The organism is Streptomyces avermitilis MA-4680 = NBRC 14893 (assembly GCF_000009765.2).
GTDB classification, from domain to species: domain Bacteria; phylum Actinomycetota; class Actinomycetes; order Streptomycetales; family Streptomycetaceae; genus Streptomyces; species Streptomyces avermitilis.
Genome location: NC_003155.5, coordinates 6,546,680 through 6,562,283 on the forward strand (window position 1 = coordinate 6,546,680; position 15,604 = coordinate 6,562,283).

General features: G+C 70.1%; 11 protein-coding genes and 1 pseudogene. 5 read left to right on the forward strand and 7 right to left on the reverse strand.

Features of this window, described 5'->3' with window-relative positions; all coding sequences use genetic code 11:
• Positions 1-24: 24 nt before the first annotated feature.
• On the reverse strand, positions 25-3,330 hold the full coding sequence (locus SAVERM_RS27875; RefSeq protein WP_010986803.1) for a S8 family serine peptidase: 3,306 nt from the start codon (positions 3,328-3,330) through the stop codon (positions 25-27).
• A 255-nt stretch (positions 3,331-3,585) separates the two neighbouring features.
• Positions 3,586-4,122 (reverse strand): CGNR zinc finger domain-containing protein, encoded by a 537-nt coding sequence (locus SAVERM_RS27880; protein WP_010986804.1) that lies wholly within the window; start codon positions 4,120-4,122, stop codon positions 3,586-3,588.
• A 119-nt stretch (positions 4,123-4,241) separates the two neighbouring features.
• Here SAVERM_RS27880 and SAVERM_RS27885 point away from each other — a divergent pair, with 119 nt between their 5' ends.
• The 4 genes from SAVERM_RS27885 (at position 4,242) to SAVERM_RS27900 (ending at position 8,092) form a co-directional block, all read left to right on the forward strand.
• A complete protein-coding gene (locus tag SAVERM_RS27885; protein WP_010986805.1) occupies positions 4,242-4,694 on the forward strand; it encodes a VOC family protein in 453 nt (150 codons plus the stop codon).
• A gap of 15 nt (positions 4,695-4,709) precedes the next feature.
• Positions 4,710-5,591 (forward strand): pyridoxamine 5'-phosphate oxidase family protein, encoded by an 882-nt coding sequence (locus SAVERM_RS27890; protein WP_010986806.1) that lies wholly within the window; start codon positions 4,710-4,712, stop codon positions 5,589-5,591.
• 9 nt (positions 5,592-5,600) lie between these two features.
• A complete protein-coding gene (locus SAVERM_RS27895; protein ID WP_010986807.1) occupies positions 5,601-6,059 on the forward strand; it encodes an NUDIX hydrolase in 459 nt (152 codons plus the stop codon).
• A gap of 242 nt (positions 6,060-6,301) precedes the next feature.
• Positions 6,302-8,092, forward strand: a complete 1,791-nt coding sequence (locus SAVERM_RS27900; RefSeq protein WP_010986808.1) for a TIGR03767 family metallophosphoesterase — start codon at positions 6,302-6,304, stop codon at positions 8,090-8,092.
• A 166-nt stretch (positions 8,093-8,258) separates the two neighbouring features.
• Here SAVERM_RS27900 and SAVERM_RS27905 read toward each other — a convergent pair whose 3' ends face one another.
• From SAVERM_RS27905 to SAVERM_RS27915, 3 genes are all read right to left on the reverse strand, one after another.
• Positions 8,259-9,482 (reverse strand): IPT/TIG domain-containing protein, encoded by a 1,224-nt coding sequence (locus SAVERM_RS27905; protein ID WP_010986809.1) that lies wholly within the window; start codon positions 9,480-9,482, stop codon positions 8,259-8,261.
• Between the two features lie 367 nt (positions 9,483-9,849).
• Positions 9,850-10,059: a DUF397 domain-containing protein gene (locus tag SAVERM_RS40465; RefSeq protein WP_010986810.1), complete on the reverse strand. Its 210-nt coding sequence runs from the start codon at positions 10,057-10,059 to the stop codon at positions 9,850-9,852.
• 4 nt (positions 10,060-10,063) lie between these two features.
• Complete coding sequence (locus SAVERM_RS27915) at positions 10,064-10,945, reverse strand: helix-turn-helix domain-containing protein (RefSeq protein WP_037651466.1); 882 nt, start codon at positions 10,943-10,945, stop codon at positions 10,064-10,066.
• A gap of 202 nt (positions 10,946-11,147) precedes the next feature.
• On the opposite strand from SAVERM_RS27915, the gene SAVERM_RS27920 reads away from it, so the two are divergent.
• On the forward strand, positions 11,148-11,645 hold the full coding sequence (locus SAVERM_RS27920; protein ID WP_037651468.1) for an ATP-binding protein: 498 nt from the start codon (positions 11,148-11,150) through the stop codon (positions 11,643-11,645).
• Between the two features lie 31 nt (positions 11,646-11,676).
• On the opposite strand, the pseudogene SAVERM_RS27925 reads toward SAVERM_RS27920, so the two are convergent.
• A pseudogene (locus SAVERM_RS27925) lies at positions 11,677-12,745 on the reverse strand (hypothetical protein).
• Between the two features lie 197 nt (positions 12,746-12,942).
• Positions 12,943-15,522, reverse strand: a complete 2,580-nt coding sequence (gene pepN, locus SAVERM_RS27930) for an aminopeptidase N (protein ID WP_037651472.1) — start codon at positions 15,520-15,522, stop codon at positions 12,943-12,945.
• Between the last annotated feature and the right edge of the window lie 82 nt (positions 15,523-15,604).

Consider the following 15,604-nt stretch of genomic DNA (forward strand, 5'->3'; position numbering starts at 1 on the left):
ACCACGACTACGGCGTGGCCTTGACTACGGCGTGACCTTCTCGATCTTCACGCTGCCCAGGCCCGCGACCGTGCCGCGCGCGTTCACCAGCTGGACCTGCCCGAAGAACTCGCGTCCCTCCGGCGCCGCGGCCGCGGCGGTGACCGAGCCCGACACCGTCGCCGAGTCACCCGTGCCGAGCTTCACCGGCGCGGACTCGTCGACCGTGACCTGGCCGAGCGAGGACGAGAAGAACACGTCCTGGTAGTCGTACGCCGTCGAGCCCGACGGGACCGAGTAGCCCGCGACCTCGATGGTGTACGTGCCGGCGGCGGGCGAGGCGACGGAGACGGCCTCCTCGGAGTCGCCGTCCGCGGACGACCCGACGACCGTCCCGGCGGCGTTCTTCACCGTCAGGTCGAGGTCGGCGGCCGCGTCCGAGACCTTGCCGATGGCGACGTCGAGGGACTTGGCGCCCGTGGGCACCTCGACCGTGGTGACCTGCGTCGCGCCCTCGGCGATGGTCGGCCGCGCGTTCTTCGAGGAACCGAGCGGGCCGCCCTTCAGCTTGCCGTCGAGCGCGGCGAAGTTGTTCGTCACCTTCCAGGCGGCGGCGGCCGGGGTGCCGACCTTGGCCTCGGGAACGGTCACGACCGCCGGGTCGAAGGCCGCGCCGAGCACGGCGACGTCGAGCTTGTACGGGTTGTCGAGCAGCGGCGACGTACGGCGCGACTCGACCTCGATCTCCCAGACGCCGGCCTGCGGGTCCGCGTACGCGCGCACGTCGGGCTTGCAGCCGTTGCCGTCGAGGTAGTTCGGGTAGCAGTACGGGGTGCCGGTGTTGTCGACCGGAGTGCCGTACGGGTGGATCGCGATGAACCGGGTCTGGCTCTTGTCCTTCAGCCCGCCGATCGCGACCTCGAGGGACTTGGCGCCCTCGGGGACCGTGACGAAGTACGACGTGGTGCTGTTGCGCTGCACCGAACCCGACGCGGAGTACGTGTACTTGACCGGCGCGGAGACCACGACGGTCGACAGGATCTGCTTGTCGACGCCCTCGGTGCGCGGGTCGTCGACCTCGAGGATCGCGCTCTTCAGGCCGGCCGACTTCGGGGCGGCCTGGACCTTGACGGTCACCGGCTGGTTCAGCGGGAGCTTGACCTCGTCCGAGCCGACGATCCGGAAGGTACCGGCGGCGTTGTTCTCGAAGTACAGCTCGTGCCGGATCGCCCTGTCGGCGCCGGACGTACGCGTGATGGTGACGTCGTACGTCTTCTTGTCACCGGCCTTGAGCCCGCCCTCGCGGTCGTACAGGCCCGTGCCGAAGCCCGGCGTCTTCAACGCGTCGTCGATCGCGGTGTCGACCGGCGCCTTCACGGTGTAGTCGTGCGCCGTGGCGTCGTCCTTGATGGACTCCCACGCGTCCACGATGTTGATGAGGCCCGCGCCCTCCTCGTACGCCTGCACACCCTTGATGTGGTCGGCGGTCGAGGCCAGCGCCGTGCGCAGGGTGGCGGGCGTCAGCTCGATGCCCTTGTGCTTGGCGGCGCTCAGCAGCAGCGCCGAAGCGCCCGCGGCCTGCGGGGACGCCATCGACGTGCCCTGGAGCATCGAGTAGCCGGCCGGCAGCGAGTAGCCCGCCTCGGCGACCGGGGAGCCCGGCAGCCAGGTCTGGGTGGAGTTGATCGAGGCGCCGGGCGCGGTCAGCGTCGGCGTGAAGCCGCCGTCCTCACGCGGGCCGCGCGAGGAGAACGGCATCATCGCGTACGGCTTCTCCACCTGGGAGCCGTAGTTGGCGGCCCAGGTCTGCTTGGAGATGGCCGCGCCGACCGAGATGACCTTGTCGGCCAGGCCGGGGTCGCCGATGGTGTTGGCGCCGGGGCCGGAGTTGCCCGCGGAGATCACCAGCTGGACGCCGTAGGTGTCGATGAGACGCGTGTAGAGCTCGGCGCGCGCGTTGTTGCCGTCGTTCAGCGCCGGCAGACCGCCGATGGACATGTTGACGATGTCCACGCCACGGTTGGCGACGAGGTCGATCATGCCCTCGGTGAGGGCGACGTTGGTGCAGCCGCCGGTCCAGGTGCAGGCACGCGAGGAGACGATCTTCGCGCCCGGGGCGGCGCCGTTCATCTTGCCGCCGAACAGGCCGTTCGCGGCGGTGATGCCGGCGACGTGCGTGCCGTGCTCGGACTCGATGACGCCGATGTTGACGAAGTCGGCCTTCTTGCCGACCCAGGTCCCGCCGAGCGGGTCCATCGGGACGTCCTTGCGGATCTCCACGACGAACGGCTGGCGCTCGACGACGTCCGTCGTCGGGTCGTCGGTGCCGAAGTAGCCGATCTGGTGGCCGTCCTTGTACGGCTTCATCGGCTGGTCGTCGGAGAAGTCGGCGTTGTTGTTCAGGTCGACGGTGACCTTGCCGGTCGCGGCGTCGTAGAGGACGCCCCAGGAGTCGGTGGTGTCGCCGTCGCGGTTGGCGTCGCCCTTGGCGTCGCCGCCGGTCGTCGCGGACTCCTTGAACGTGCTGATCTGGTACGAGCCCGCGGGCGCCGTCCAGGTCTTGCCGCTGTAGGTGAACGTGGGGCCGGCCACCGAGGTGACCATCGGGCGCCAGGTGGCGTCGCTGTCCAGGAGCGGGTCGGTGGCCGTCACCCAGTCCACGATCTTTCGCTCACCGGTGGTCGTCTTCTGGAGCGCCGGGTGGCCGAGGTCCACGCCCGAGTCGAGGACGCCGATGGTGATGCCCCGGCCGTCCGCCTTCGGGTGGTCCTTCACGAAGTCGACGGCGCCCGTCTCGAAGGACGGGTTGTACGGGTTCTCGGCGGGGGTGCTCTTGGACGGGCCGGAGTACGTGCCCGTGGCCTTCGAGGACGCGCCCTTGGCCGTGTCGGCGCTCGGCGCCGGGTCGTCGAGCGCGATCTCCTGGCGCAGGTCGATGCCGTGCACGGAGGAGAGCTTCGCGGCGGCGGCGATGGCCGCGTCGGCCTTGGCCGTCGGGACGGTGGCGCGGACGTAGCCCAGCTTGTCGTAGGCGCGGCCCACGGAGCCGCCCTTCACCGCGTCCAGCTGGTCGGCGACCTGCTCGGTCTGGCCGGCCGCGGTGGCGATCATCATCGTGACGTTCTTCGCGCCGTCGGCCTTGGCCTCGGCGAGGAGGTCCGCGTCGTTCGAACCGAGCTTGGCCGTCGCGGACTTGGTGCCCGGGTCGGGTGTGGCGGGGGCGTGGTCCGCGGCGAGGGCCATGGGTATCGGCCCGGCCGCGGAGAGCGCGGCCACCAGGCCTGCGGCCACGGCTATGCGGGCCACGCGTCTCGCGCCCGAAGTCGGAGCGGGCTGAGGGTCGGGGGTCATCAGCATCCCTTGTAGGTAAAGGAACGAGCGTGGAGCGACCGGTTCCGCTGGTCTGGCGGGACACGATCGCGACAGTCCGGTATGTGAACCCGGATGACCGCTCAGCTTTGCCTAAGGGGCGGTTGTTTGGGGAGAGTTGACCGGGGTGGGATGGACTCGTGGCGTACTTCCGCCATACGTCACAGCGGACACATAGGTTCAGGCCCGGGCAATTCGGCGGCGCGTCTGCGACCTACGCGCGTAGCCGGCCGGGGCTCAGGCCTCTCTTGTGCGCGCGTAGTGGCGGGACGCTTTCGCACGGTTGCCACAGGCGGCCATCGAGCACCAGCGCCGCGTGCCGTTCCGCGAGGTGTCGAAGAAGTGCAGGATGCAGCTGTCGTGGGCGCAGTGGCGGATGCGGTCGGGGGCGGTGTTCAGCAGCTTCAGGTAGTCGCGGACGGCGAGCCAGGCCGGTCCCCAGGACGCGTCCTCGAACTCGACGCTCTCGCCGGGCCCTTCGGCGGTCAGGGTCGCCCGGATCCGCCCGTGACCGAGAACGGCGTCGACCCGCCCGGCCCCCTCGTCGAGAGACCCGTCCACCACCGCCGCGAGCGCGTCCCGCGCCTGGAGCACATGCCGGAGCACCGTGTCGTCGGCGGGGAAGTCGAGCGCGTTCGCGGCCAGCCACACCGCCAGCCCGTCCGTGTCCGTCAGCAGGTCCTGCGTCGCGCCCTCGCGATTCCACCGGGTGTTGAGGAGATCGAGCGAGACCGGCTCACCGGTCAGCGGACGCGGGTCACGGGTGACGGACATCTGACGGCTCCCTCTGCTGCTGACCTGGGCTAACCACTCAAGAGTACGTGACCGGTTGACGCTCTCCTGTTCTAACCCCTAATGTCATCGATAGAGGTTAGCTTCCAGAGGGGATCACCATGGCACTCCGCACCGGCCACGTCGGCCTGAACGTCACCGACCTCGACCGCTCGCTCGCCTTCTACCAGGTCGCGCTCGGCTTCCGGCTGCTCGGCGAGAGCAAGGAGGAGGACCGCAGGTACGCGTTCCTGGGCGCCGAGGGCGAGGACGACCGCCCGGTCCTCACGCTCTGGCAGCAGGCGCAGGGGTCGTACGACACCACGCGCGCCGGCCTGCACCACCTCGCCCTGGAGGTGGACAGCGTCGAACAGGTGAGGGCGTACGAGAGCTCCCTGCGCGCCTACGGGGTGGAGTTCGCCTACGAGGGAGTCGTCGCCCACCGCGAGGGCTCGGCGTCCGGCGGCATCTTCTTCCACGACCCCGACGGCACCCGCCTGGAGATCTACGCGCCGAGCGGCACGGACGGCGCGCCGGCCCCCTCGGCGACCGCTCCGACGTGCGGATTCTTCTAGAGGGGCGGCCGTGTCATGACGTACCACTCAGGCTCGCGCGCCGTACAGGACCGACTCGGCGTCCGGGAGTTCGCCGATCATGTGGGCCGGGGCATCGGGCAGGGCATCCGGCCGGTGGCCGCCGCCTTCCTCGGACTCCAGCCGCTGCTGGTGCTGGGCGCCGCCGACCCGGCGAGCGGTGCGGTGTGGGCCTCGCCGGTCACGGGCGAGCCCGGATTCGTACGGGCCACGGGCCCCCGGCAGATCTCGGTCGCCGGCGGAGTACGGCCGGACGACCCGCTCGCACCGGCGCTCGCCGCCGAGGGCACCCCCGTCGGCACGATCGCCCTCGACCCGCGCACACGCCGCCGGATGCGCCTGGACGGCCACGCCCGCCCGACACCCCGCGGCTTCGCGATCACGGCCGACCAGGTCTTCTCCAACTGCCCGAAGTATCTGCAGAGGAGGGAGTCGTACGAGCGCCTGGACCGCGCACCGAAGCCGGCCCGGCGGTCCACCGAACTGACCGCTTCACAAAGCGAGTTCGTCGCGAAGGCCGACACCTTCTTCCTGGCCACCGTGCACGAACACGGCGCGGACGCCAGCCACCGGGGCGGCAACCCCGGCTTCGTACGCGTCGATTCCCCCGGCGAGCTGAGCTGGCGCGACTACCCGGGCAACTCGATGTTCCTGACCCTGGGGAACCTGTCGCTGGACCCCCGCGCCGGACTGCTCTTCCTGGACTGGGAATCCGGCACGACCCTCCAGCTCACGGGCACGGCGAGCACGGAGTTCGCCGCGGACGGGGAGCGCACGGTCCGCTTCCGGGTGAAGGAGGCCGTCGAGACCCCGTCCGCACTGCCCCTGCGCTGGTCCGCCCCCGCATACTCCCCTGCCAATCCGGAGCCGGCACGCTAACGTCACGGCGTGCGCAAGAACTTGAGGGTGGCGGCCTACGCCATCTGTGTCCGCGACGGGAAGCTCCTGCTCGCCCGGGCGCAGGACCCCGACGGCAAGCCCGAGTGGACCCTGCCCGGCGGCGGCATGGAGCACGGCGAGGACCCCTACGACACCGTCCTGCGGGAGGTGGAGGAGGAGACCGGCTACCACATCGAGGTCACCGGGCTGCTCGGCGTGGACTCCGTCCGGCGCACGTTCCCGCGCCGCCTGCGGACCCCCACCGACCACCACGGCGTACGGCTCGTCTACGAAGGACGGGTCGTCGGGGGCGAACTGCGCCCGGAGGTGGGCGGCACCACCGACCTCGCGGCCTGGCAGGACCTGGACGCCGTACCCGGGCTGCCCCGGGTCGGGGTGGTCGACATAGGCCTCGCGCTGTGGCGGCGGCGTCCGGTCACGGGACGGGTCGCCCGCCCGGCAAAATAGGGTCGCTACCCCGGAAGATGAACACGGAGTGACCGCCTCCAGGCCGTTCGGAGAGGGGTCGTGGGCGCGTGGGGTGGCCGCGCGGCAGTCCAAGATCCACGTACGGTGATCGGCGCTGCGCGTTGCCGCCTCGTTAACGTGCAGGCCATTCCCGGTGCCAACGATCCAGTGTGAGCGGGGAGTTTGCGTAACGCGCCCCCCGCGACCACTGCCGAAGCGTTCGCACTCGGGGAGACCGCGCCATGTCGCGCATACGCTCTGTCGCTGCCGCCACTGCCACCGCCGCCCATGCCGCTGCCGGCGCCCTGGACCGCCGCTCGCTGCTCGCCGCCACCGGAGCGGTGTCCCTCTCCGCCGGTCTCGGCTTCGCCCTGCGTCCCGGCTCCGAGGTGCCCGCACCCGCCCACGCCGCCACGGGCGAGGCACTCGCCGTGTCCCGCCAGGCGCCGGCCGCGCCACTCGCCCCGTACACCCGGGGCACCACCCTGAGCAGCGTCGCCGCCGCCCGGTCCGGCTCCTCGGGCTACCGGCGGCTCGGCGACGGCGCCGCCTGGAAGCGCGTCGTGCGCGGCGACCTGGCCACGCCCAAGGCGGGCCGCGCGGGACGGCGTACGGCCCTCGCCTCCTTCGTGCAGTTCACCGACCTGCACCTGGTCGATGTGCAGCACCCCCTGCGCTACGAGTATCTGCGCTCCCAGACCGCCAGCGCCTGGCGCCCGCAGGAGTCCCTGTCGGTGGCCGGCGCGGTCTCGCTCGTCGAGCGGGTGAACGCGCTGCGGGGTGCCCCCGTCACCGGCACCCCGCTGCACTTCGTGATGACCACCGGCGACAACACCGACAACAACTCCAAGACGGAGCTGGACTGGTTCCTGAAGGTGATGAGCGGCGGCAGGGTCACCCCCAACTCCGGTGACCCGCGCCACTACGAGGGCGTCCAGAGCAGCGGGCTCAAGCTCTACTGGCAGCCGGACGCGGCGCTGCGCGACGCCGACAAGCAGCTCGGCTTCCCCCGTATCCAGGGCTTCCTCGCGGCGGCCATCCGCGAGCTGCGCAGCCCGGGCCTGAACCTCCCCTGGTATTCGACGGTCGGCAACCACGACGCCCTGCCCGGCGGCTGCTACGCGCCCGGCGACTCCTACTTCGCCGAGGTCGCGGTCGGCGGCAAGAAGCTGATGACGCTGGACCAGGCGGCCGGAAAGGCGATCTGGGACAACGTGAAGAAGGGCGGCGACCCCAAGGGCGTCGACTTCAAGGCGATGCTCAAGTCCCAGGCCAGACACATGCGTTCGGTCACCCCGGACGAGGCGCGCGCGCCCTTCACCCCGGCCGAGTACCTCAAGGCGCACCTCGACCCCGCGCACACGGGCCCGGGCCCCATCGGCCACGGCTACTCGGAGGCCAACCTCTCCGCGGGCACCCAGTACTACGTCTTCCGCATCGCCGACGACGTCCTCGGCATCAGCCTCGACACCACCGACCCGGGCGGCCACTACGAGGGCTCGATCGGCACCGCACAGCTGAAGTGGCTGGAGAAGACGCTGCGGGACAACAAGGACTCGTACGTCATCGTCTTCAGCCACCACACCAGCAAGACGATGCGCAACCTCAACACGGACCCCGCGCACCCGGGCGAGAAGCGCCACGGCGGCGCCGAACTGGTCTCCGTCCTCGGCAACCACCCCAACGTCGCCGCCTGGGTGAACGGCCACAGCCACAAGAACGACATCACCGCGCACGCGGCGCCGAACAAGGGCTCCAAGGGCGCCTTCTGGGAGATCTCCACGGCCTCGCACGTCGACTTCCCCCAGCTGGCCCGCATCATCGAGCTGGTGGACAACAAGGACGGCACGATCTCCCTGTTCACCACGCTGATCGAGTCGGCGGCCCCGCACCGCACGGATTTCGCCGACCTCACCCAGACGGGCCTGGCGGCGCTCTACCGGGAACTGGGCTTCAACGCACCCGGCGCCCGGTCGACGCTGTCGGGCACGGCGGAGGACCGGAACACGGAGCTCGTCCTGACCAAGGGCTGACGACTGACGACGAGGCGGAACCGAGGCACAGGTGAAGAGGCGGGGAGAACGCGAGGGGAGGACGCGATCACCCTCCGGACTCGTCCGCGTGACCGCTGACGAACCGAAGGGTGATCGCGTCCTGGATGTGGGTGCTAGGTCTCACCGTCGATCAGGCGGACCCCGCCTAGACGTAGGTGTAGGCGAGGGTGTTGCTGGTCCCGCCGGGGGTGGTGACTTGCACCTGTACCGTCCCGGTGCCGGCCGGGGCGGTGGCTGTGATCTGGGTGGCGGAGTCGACGGTGAAGCTGGTTGCCGGTGTGCCGCCGAAGGTCACCGCTGTAGCGCCGGTGAATCCCGTGCCGGTGAGGGTGACCACGGTGCCGCCCGCGGCCGGACCCGACGTCGGGGTCAGGCTGGTCAGCGTCGGTACCGGTGTCCCGGTGTAGCTGTACGCGGCGCCGTTGCTCGTGCCGCCGGGCGTCACCACCGTGACGAGGACCGTACCGGCTCCGGGCGGAGACACGGCGGTGATCACGTTGTCGGACAGCACCGTGAAGCTCGTGGCGTTCGTGGCGCCGAACTTCACGGCGGTGGCGCCGGTGAAGCCGGTGCCGATGATCGTCACCGACGTGCCGCCCGCGGCCGGTCCCGAAGCGGGGGCCAGTGCGATCACGACCGGCACCGGGATGTAGGTGAACGGGAGGGAGTTGCTGGTACCCCCGGGGCCGGTGACCGTGACCGCTGCCGTCCCCGCGGCGTGAGCCGGAGCGGTCGCCGTGATCTGGGTGTCGGAGTTGACCGTGAAGCTGGTCGCCGGTGTCCCGCCGAAGGTCACCGCCGTCGCACCCGTGAATCCCGTGCCGGTGAGGGTGACCACGGTGCCGCCCGCGGCGGGGCCCGAGGCCGGACTCAGGCTGGTCAGGGTCGGGACGTAGTTGTACGTGGCGCCGTTGCTGGTGCCGCTGGGTGTCACCACGGTGACCTGGACCGTGCCGGTTCCCGGTGGAGACACGGCGGTGATCACGTTGTCGGACAGCACGGTGAAGCTCGTGGCGTTCGTGGCGCCGAACTTCACGGCGGTGGCGCCGGTGAAGCCGGTGCCTATGATCGTGACCGACGTGCCGCCCGTAGCCGGTCCCGACGTGGGATTGATGACCGTGATGACCGGCACGGTGTAGGCGAAGCTGACGCCGTTGCTGGTGCCGCTGGGTGCCACCACGGTGACCAGGACCGATCCGCTGCCGGGCGGGACCACGGCCGTGATCACGTTGTCGGACAGCACGGAGAAGCTCGTGGCGTTGGTGGCGCCGAACTTCACGGCGGTCGCACCGGTGAAGCCGCTGCCGACGATCGTGACCTGCGTACCGGCCGGTGCCGTCGATGGTTGGACGAGGGAGATGGTTGTCATCGTGCAGCCTTCTTCTTCTGGGGGTCGATTCCAGACGGAAGCCCGCTGGCCCTGCACGAGTGACTGGTCAACTCCGTGCCCTTACGAGGCAACACGGCAAAAGATCGAGACGCGTGCGAAGGGATGGGACGAAAAGCAGACCGCCGCGTGACTCGATTGAACCGACCGGAAAGACGGCACCGGAAGAGGTGAAAGAGACCTACCGAGGCAAAGGTGGCGAATACGATAATCCGATGAAGAATCGCCGTGAGTCGTTCCCGCGCCGGGAGTACATCAACACCGAACCGGCCGCCGCGGCGTGCACTTCAGGGAGAAACTCAGGCCGAGTGCGCCCCGCCGCCGGCCAGCAGCACCGCCAGGCGCATGGTCACGTACGGATGCCCGTGACGAAGGCGGACCACGCCGCGGCCGGTACGAGGAGGGAGGGGCCGGTCGGGTTCTTCGAGTCGCGGATGGCGATGTCGGTACCGGGGGTGGGGGCGGCTATTTCTACGCAGTTCTGGCCGGCGTCGCTGTAGGACGACCTGAACCAGGCCTGCTCAGGGACGATTTCGGGTGCAGTGGGGCGCGGGTGCATGGGTCTACAGCTCTCGTTCCAGTCGGTGGAGGAACTCGGGGGTGTCCTCGGGCGGCAGCGCCGACGCTGTCATGGTGTCGAACCGGCGGCTGAAGCGGTCGACCTCACGGGGCTTGTCCGAGGTGGAGACGGAGCCCCAGGCGCTGTCCGCCTGGACCCGGGGCGGCAGATTGTTGCCGAAGTCGAGGATCGCGAAGTCGTTGATCGAGCGGTAGCTCGGGCGGAACGGCAGCACCTGAACGGTGATGTGGTCCCACCCCGACAACTCCTCGATCCGCGCGCACTGTTCGCGCATCACCTCAGCGCCCCCGATCGGATACCGCAAGGCTGCTTCTCCCAGGATGACGTGCAGCTTGACGGGGCTCTCCCGGGTGAGAACCTCCTGGCGCTTCATCCGCAGCTCCACGCTACTTCGGATGAACTCCGTGGTGTACTCCTCGATCGGCTTTTGCACCTCGTGCACGGCACGGGCGTAGCGCTCAGTCTGCAAAAGGCCGTACACCAGCGTCGGGTGATAGGCCTTCATGGCGTGTGCCTCCGGCTCCAGTCCGACGAACCCCGGCATCCCCGAGGGCATCAGGCCCCGGTACTGCGTCAGCCAGTCCTGCTGGTTGGACTCCCGGTTGAGGCTGATCAGCGAGTCGACGACGTCCTCGTCGGTGACGCCGTACTTCGTCAGGAGCTTCCTCAGGTCGCCTACAAACCGGAAGTTCAGAGATCCCGTTTCGATCCGTTGCAGAGACGCTTCCGAAATGCGCAGTCCCTGAACCGCTTGCTTGCGGGTGAGGCCGACGCCTCGGTCGCCCCCGTCGCAGTTTTCTCGTAGTTGGCGTAACTGCAAGCCGAGTTCGAGCCGCTGGGCCGTCCGCCCGCGCTTCGCTGCCATGTGCACCGCCTTTGTGCCGCAGTACGTGTTGCTGCTCTTGCAGCGCCGAGTGTGACACTCCGTGTTGCCCGCGCGCAGCCGCTTGCTCAGATTCGGGCATAGTCCAATATCGGCGGGATTGAATATTCAGGGCATGTTCGATTGTGGGGTCCTGTCAGCTCTAACACGCTAGTTGGACACATTGCGGATGAAGGGACCCCACATGCCCACCCCCGAACCCCCCACCCTCCTCGCCCACGACTGGAGCATGGGCTACCCCATGACCCTGCGTAGTGTCCGGCTCGCCCGGCTTCACGTCCGTCGGCGGCTGACGATGTGGCAGTGGGGCGGCGATATCGACGACGCCGTGCTCGTGGCGTCGGAGCTCGTCGCCAATGCCGTACGGCATGCGCGTGTGGTTGGGCGCGAATTGTGGGTGCGGATCGCCGAGTTGGAGGGAGATGGGCTCCTCGTCGAGGTGGCGGATCCTGTGCGGGCGTTTCCCGAGGTTGCCGCCGAACCCGACGGCGAGGGCGGTCGTGGGCTCCTCGTCGTGCGGCACCTCACCGCCGAACTCGACTGGTTCCTCCGCGCCGATGTCGGCAAGACTGTACGCGCCCGTTTCGCCCCGCACCCGCACCAGAACTCGGACCCGCACCCGCACCCGCACGCACGAGGAGGGGCCGCCGGCGGACCGGTGACCCCTCCACTCCCCTCCTGATGCTTCCGCTCCTGATGCCTCCGCCCGCCCCCTATCGGGGAAGCACCACGACGTGTGCCGCCGGATCCCGGTCCTCGGACGCCATCATGGCCGTACGGATCACCGCCGCCTGCTGTTCCATCGCGTCCCTCAGCTTCTTCGGGGTGATGTGGACGACCGTGATGCCCAGCCGCTCCAGAAGCTCGCGCTTGCGGGCGTACTCCGACCACGACGCGTCCTCGGCGTCCTGCCGATGGCCCTGGCGCGGAGCCCGGGTGTCCAGTTCCACCGCCACCGCCTGTTCCGGCCAGTACGCGTCCAGGCCCCCGAGAGGGGGCCCTCCGGGTAGCCGCAGATCGACGTTCCACACCGGGTCGGGCAGGCCGTGCTCGCGGACCATCCGGTACAGGCGGCCCTCCGCGATCGCCCGGCCCTCCGCCAGCAGCGAGTCCACCGCGTCCACCACGTGCGGGCGCCCCAGCAGCCGCGCCTGCGTCAACTCCCGCACCACGGACGCCGGTTCGCAGTGGCCCGCGCGTACCGCCTCCGTCAGCAGCCGGCGTACGACACCCGCGTCCGACAACTCCGCCACCGCGTCCGCCAAGGCGCGCGGGACCGGGGCCACCGGCACGCCCGCGACAACGGACGCGTCCGGCAGCGCGGAGGCGCGGACGATCCGCGCGTAGCCCGTCGAGCGCAGCCGGCGCGGCTTCGGCACCAGTACGTCGATCTTGTCGAGGGACGGAAACGGCGGCGCCGACGCGAAGCCGTGCAGCGCCAGTGCCGCCAGGCCCGTGATCATCGCGTCCTGGTAGGGCTGCGGCGCGTGCGGCTCCTGCGCGCCCGGCTGGGTGGGGATGGCGGGCGGCGTCGGGCGAAAGGGGGGCGCGGGCCGCGTACATCAGGACCGAGTGGAGGCACTCCTCGGAGGTGGGCGGACCGGCGTGGAGCAGGTACACGCCCGGGAGGACCTGCTGCCAGGGGCCGCCCGGCCGGCACTGCTCGTGCGTCTCGGCGGCCGTGACTCCGTGGGCGCGCAGCTGGGTCGCGGTCAGGACCCGGCGCTGCGCGTCGGACAGGTGGTGGAGGGGGCGGGGGGAGAGCGGGGTGTTGTGGTTCATGAAGCGGGGTTTCCCGCGCCCGATCCGTCCCCTAACCGCTGTTACACGCCCGTCGACAATTCGGGACAAGGTGACACTAAAGTACGGGCGTTCGACTGCCGAAAGGGGCTGGTCCGGAGGGGAGACGGTCCGGGTTACGGCTTTGGATGCCTGTATTTCGTAACCGCCGCCCCCAGGCCCCGCATGCCCTGCGCGCCCTACACGGCCGCCGCCCTGTCGCACGCCTGTCCGCGCAGCGTGCGCGCCAGGTCGTCCCGTGCCTCCAGGACCAGTCGGCGCAGCGCCGGTGCGGCACCCTCGTGCGCCGCCAGCCACGCGTCCGTGGCGTCCAGCGTCTCCTGCGAGTCCTGGAGCGCGGGGAACAGGCCCTTCACCACGTCCATCCCGATCTGGATCGAGCGCTCCGTCCACACCCGTTCGATCGCCGCGAAGTACTTCGCCGCGTACGGCGCCAGCAGCTCCCGCTGAGACGGCTGCGTGAACCCGGCGATCGTCGCCTCGACCAGCGCGTTGGACAGCGCGTCCGACTCCACGACCGAGGCCCACGCCTGCGCCTTGACCGCGGCCGAGGGGCGTGCGGCCAGGCAGCGGACCTGGTGGCGCTTGCCGGAGGCCGTGTCGTCGCGGGCCAGTTCGGCGGCCAGGACGCTCTCGTCCGCCGTGCCGTGGGCGGCGAGGGGTTCCAGGAGCGTCCAGCGCAGCTCCTGGTCGACGTCCAGTCCGTCGATCTTCGCCGTGCCCTCCAACAGGCCCTGGAGCAGCTGGAGATCGGCCTCGCTCGACGCCACCGCTGCGAAGAAACGCGCCCAGGTGAGCTGGTGCTGGCTGCCGGGTTCGGCGAGCCGCAGCTCCTTCAGCGCGCCGTCCGCCAGCAGGCGCGCGCCGGTCTCCCGCCACTCCGGTGCCGCGTAGAACGTCAGCGCCGAGTTGGCCCAGGCGTGCAGCATCTGGAGGACGCCGATGTCCGACTCCCGGCCCGCGAAACGGAGTACGAGATCGATGAAGTCCCGCCCCGGCATCAGCGCGTCCCGGGTCAGGTTCCACAGCGCCGACCAGCACAGGGCCCGCGCCAACGGGTCCGTGATGTCGCCGAGATGGGACCTGAGCGTCGCCAGCGACGTCTCGTCGAAGCGGATCTTGCAGTACGTCAGGTCGTCGTCGTTGACCAGGACGAGGTCCGGTGCCGCGCTGCCGGCCAGCTCGCCCACGACCGTACGCGGCCCGAACACGTCCACCTCGGCCCGCGCGTACCGCGTGAGCGCACCCGCCTCGCTGCGGTACAGGCCCACCGCCACCCGGTGCGGGCGCAGTTCGGGGTGGGACTCGGCCGCCTCCTGGAGGACGGACAGCTCCGTGATCCGGCCGTCCGCGCTCAGGATCACCTGCGGGGTGAGGGAGTTGACCCCGGCGGTCTCGAGCCAGGCCCGCGACCAGGTCGCCAGGTCGCGCCCGGAGGTCTCCTCCAGCACCGACAGCAGGTCGCCGAGACGGGTGTTGCCGTACGCGTTGCGCTTGAAGTAGCGGCGGGCGCCCTCCAGGAACGCGTCCCGGCCCACGTACGCCACCAACTGCTTCAGCACGGAGGCACCCTTGGCGTACGTGATGCCGTCGAAGTTGAGCTTGGCGTCCTGGAGGTCGCGGATGTCGGCCGTGATCGGGTGGGTGGACGGCAGCTGGTCGGCTCGGTAGGCCCACGCCTTGCGGCGGTTGGCGAAGGTGATCCAGCCGTCCTTGAAGCGGGTCGCGCCGACCAGCGAGAACGCCCCCATGAAGTCGGCGAAGGACTCCTTGAGCCACAGGTCGTCCCACCACTCCATGGTGACGAGGTCGCCGAACCACATGTGCGCCATCTCGTGCAGGATGACGTTCGCCCGGCCCTCGTACGACGCCTGCGTCACCTTGCCGCGGAAGATGAACTCCTCGCGGAAGGTGACGAGTCCCGGGTTCTCCATCGCGCCGAGGTTGTACTCGGGCACGAACGCCTGGTCGTACTTGCCGAACGGGTACGGGTAGTCGAAGTGGTCGTGGAAGAAGTCCAGCCCCTGCTTGGTCACCAGGAACACGTCGTCGGAGTCGAAGTGGGGGGCCAGGCCCTTGCGGCACATCGCGCCGAGGGGGATCTCCAGCGTCGTACCGTCGTCGAAGGTGCGGGAGTAGGAGTCGGTCACATAGTGGTACGGGCCCGCCACGACCGCCGTGATGTACGTCGAGATCGGCTTGGTCTCGGCGAACCTCCATACGCCGTCGGTCAGTTCACCGACCCCGTTGCTCCACACGACCCAGCCCTCGGGCGCCCGGACCTCGAAGCGGAAGGGGGCCTTGAGGTCCGGCTGCTCGAAGTTGGCGAAGACGCGACGCGAGTCGGCGGGCTCGTACTGCGTGTAGAGGTACACCTCGCCGTCCTCGGGGTCGACGAAGCGGTGCATGCCCTCGCCGGTGCGGGAGTAGGCGCACTGGGCATCGACCACCAGCTCGTTCTCGGCGGCGAGGTCCTCCAGCAGGATCCGGGCGCCGTCGAAGACCTCCCCCGGGTCGAGGTCCCTGCCGTTCAGCGAGACGGCCGTGACGCTCGGCGCGATGAGGTCGGCGAAGCTCGTGGCGCCCGGCTCGGCGCAGCGGAAGCGGATCGTGGTGACCGAGCGGAAGGTGCGCGGCGCGCGCTCGTCGTCCCTGTCCCCGACGGCGGAGCGCAGGTCGAGGGACACGTCGTACCCGTCGACGGACAGCAGTGCGGCCCGCTCCTGGGCCTCGTCGCGGGACAGATTCTCACCGGGCACGGGCGGCACTCCCTCGTGATGACTTGTACGTGGCGTCTTGCGCGGGGCTGAACAGGACCGATCCTGCCATGTGCCCCTGACG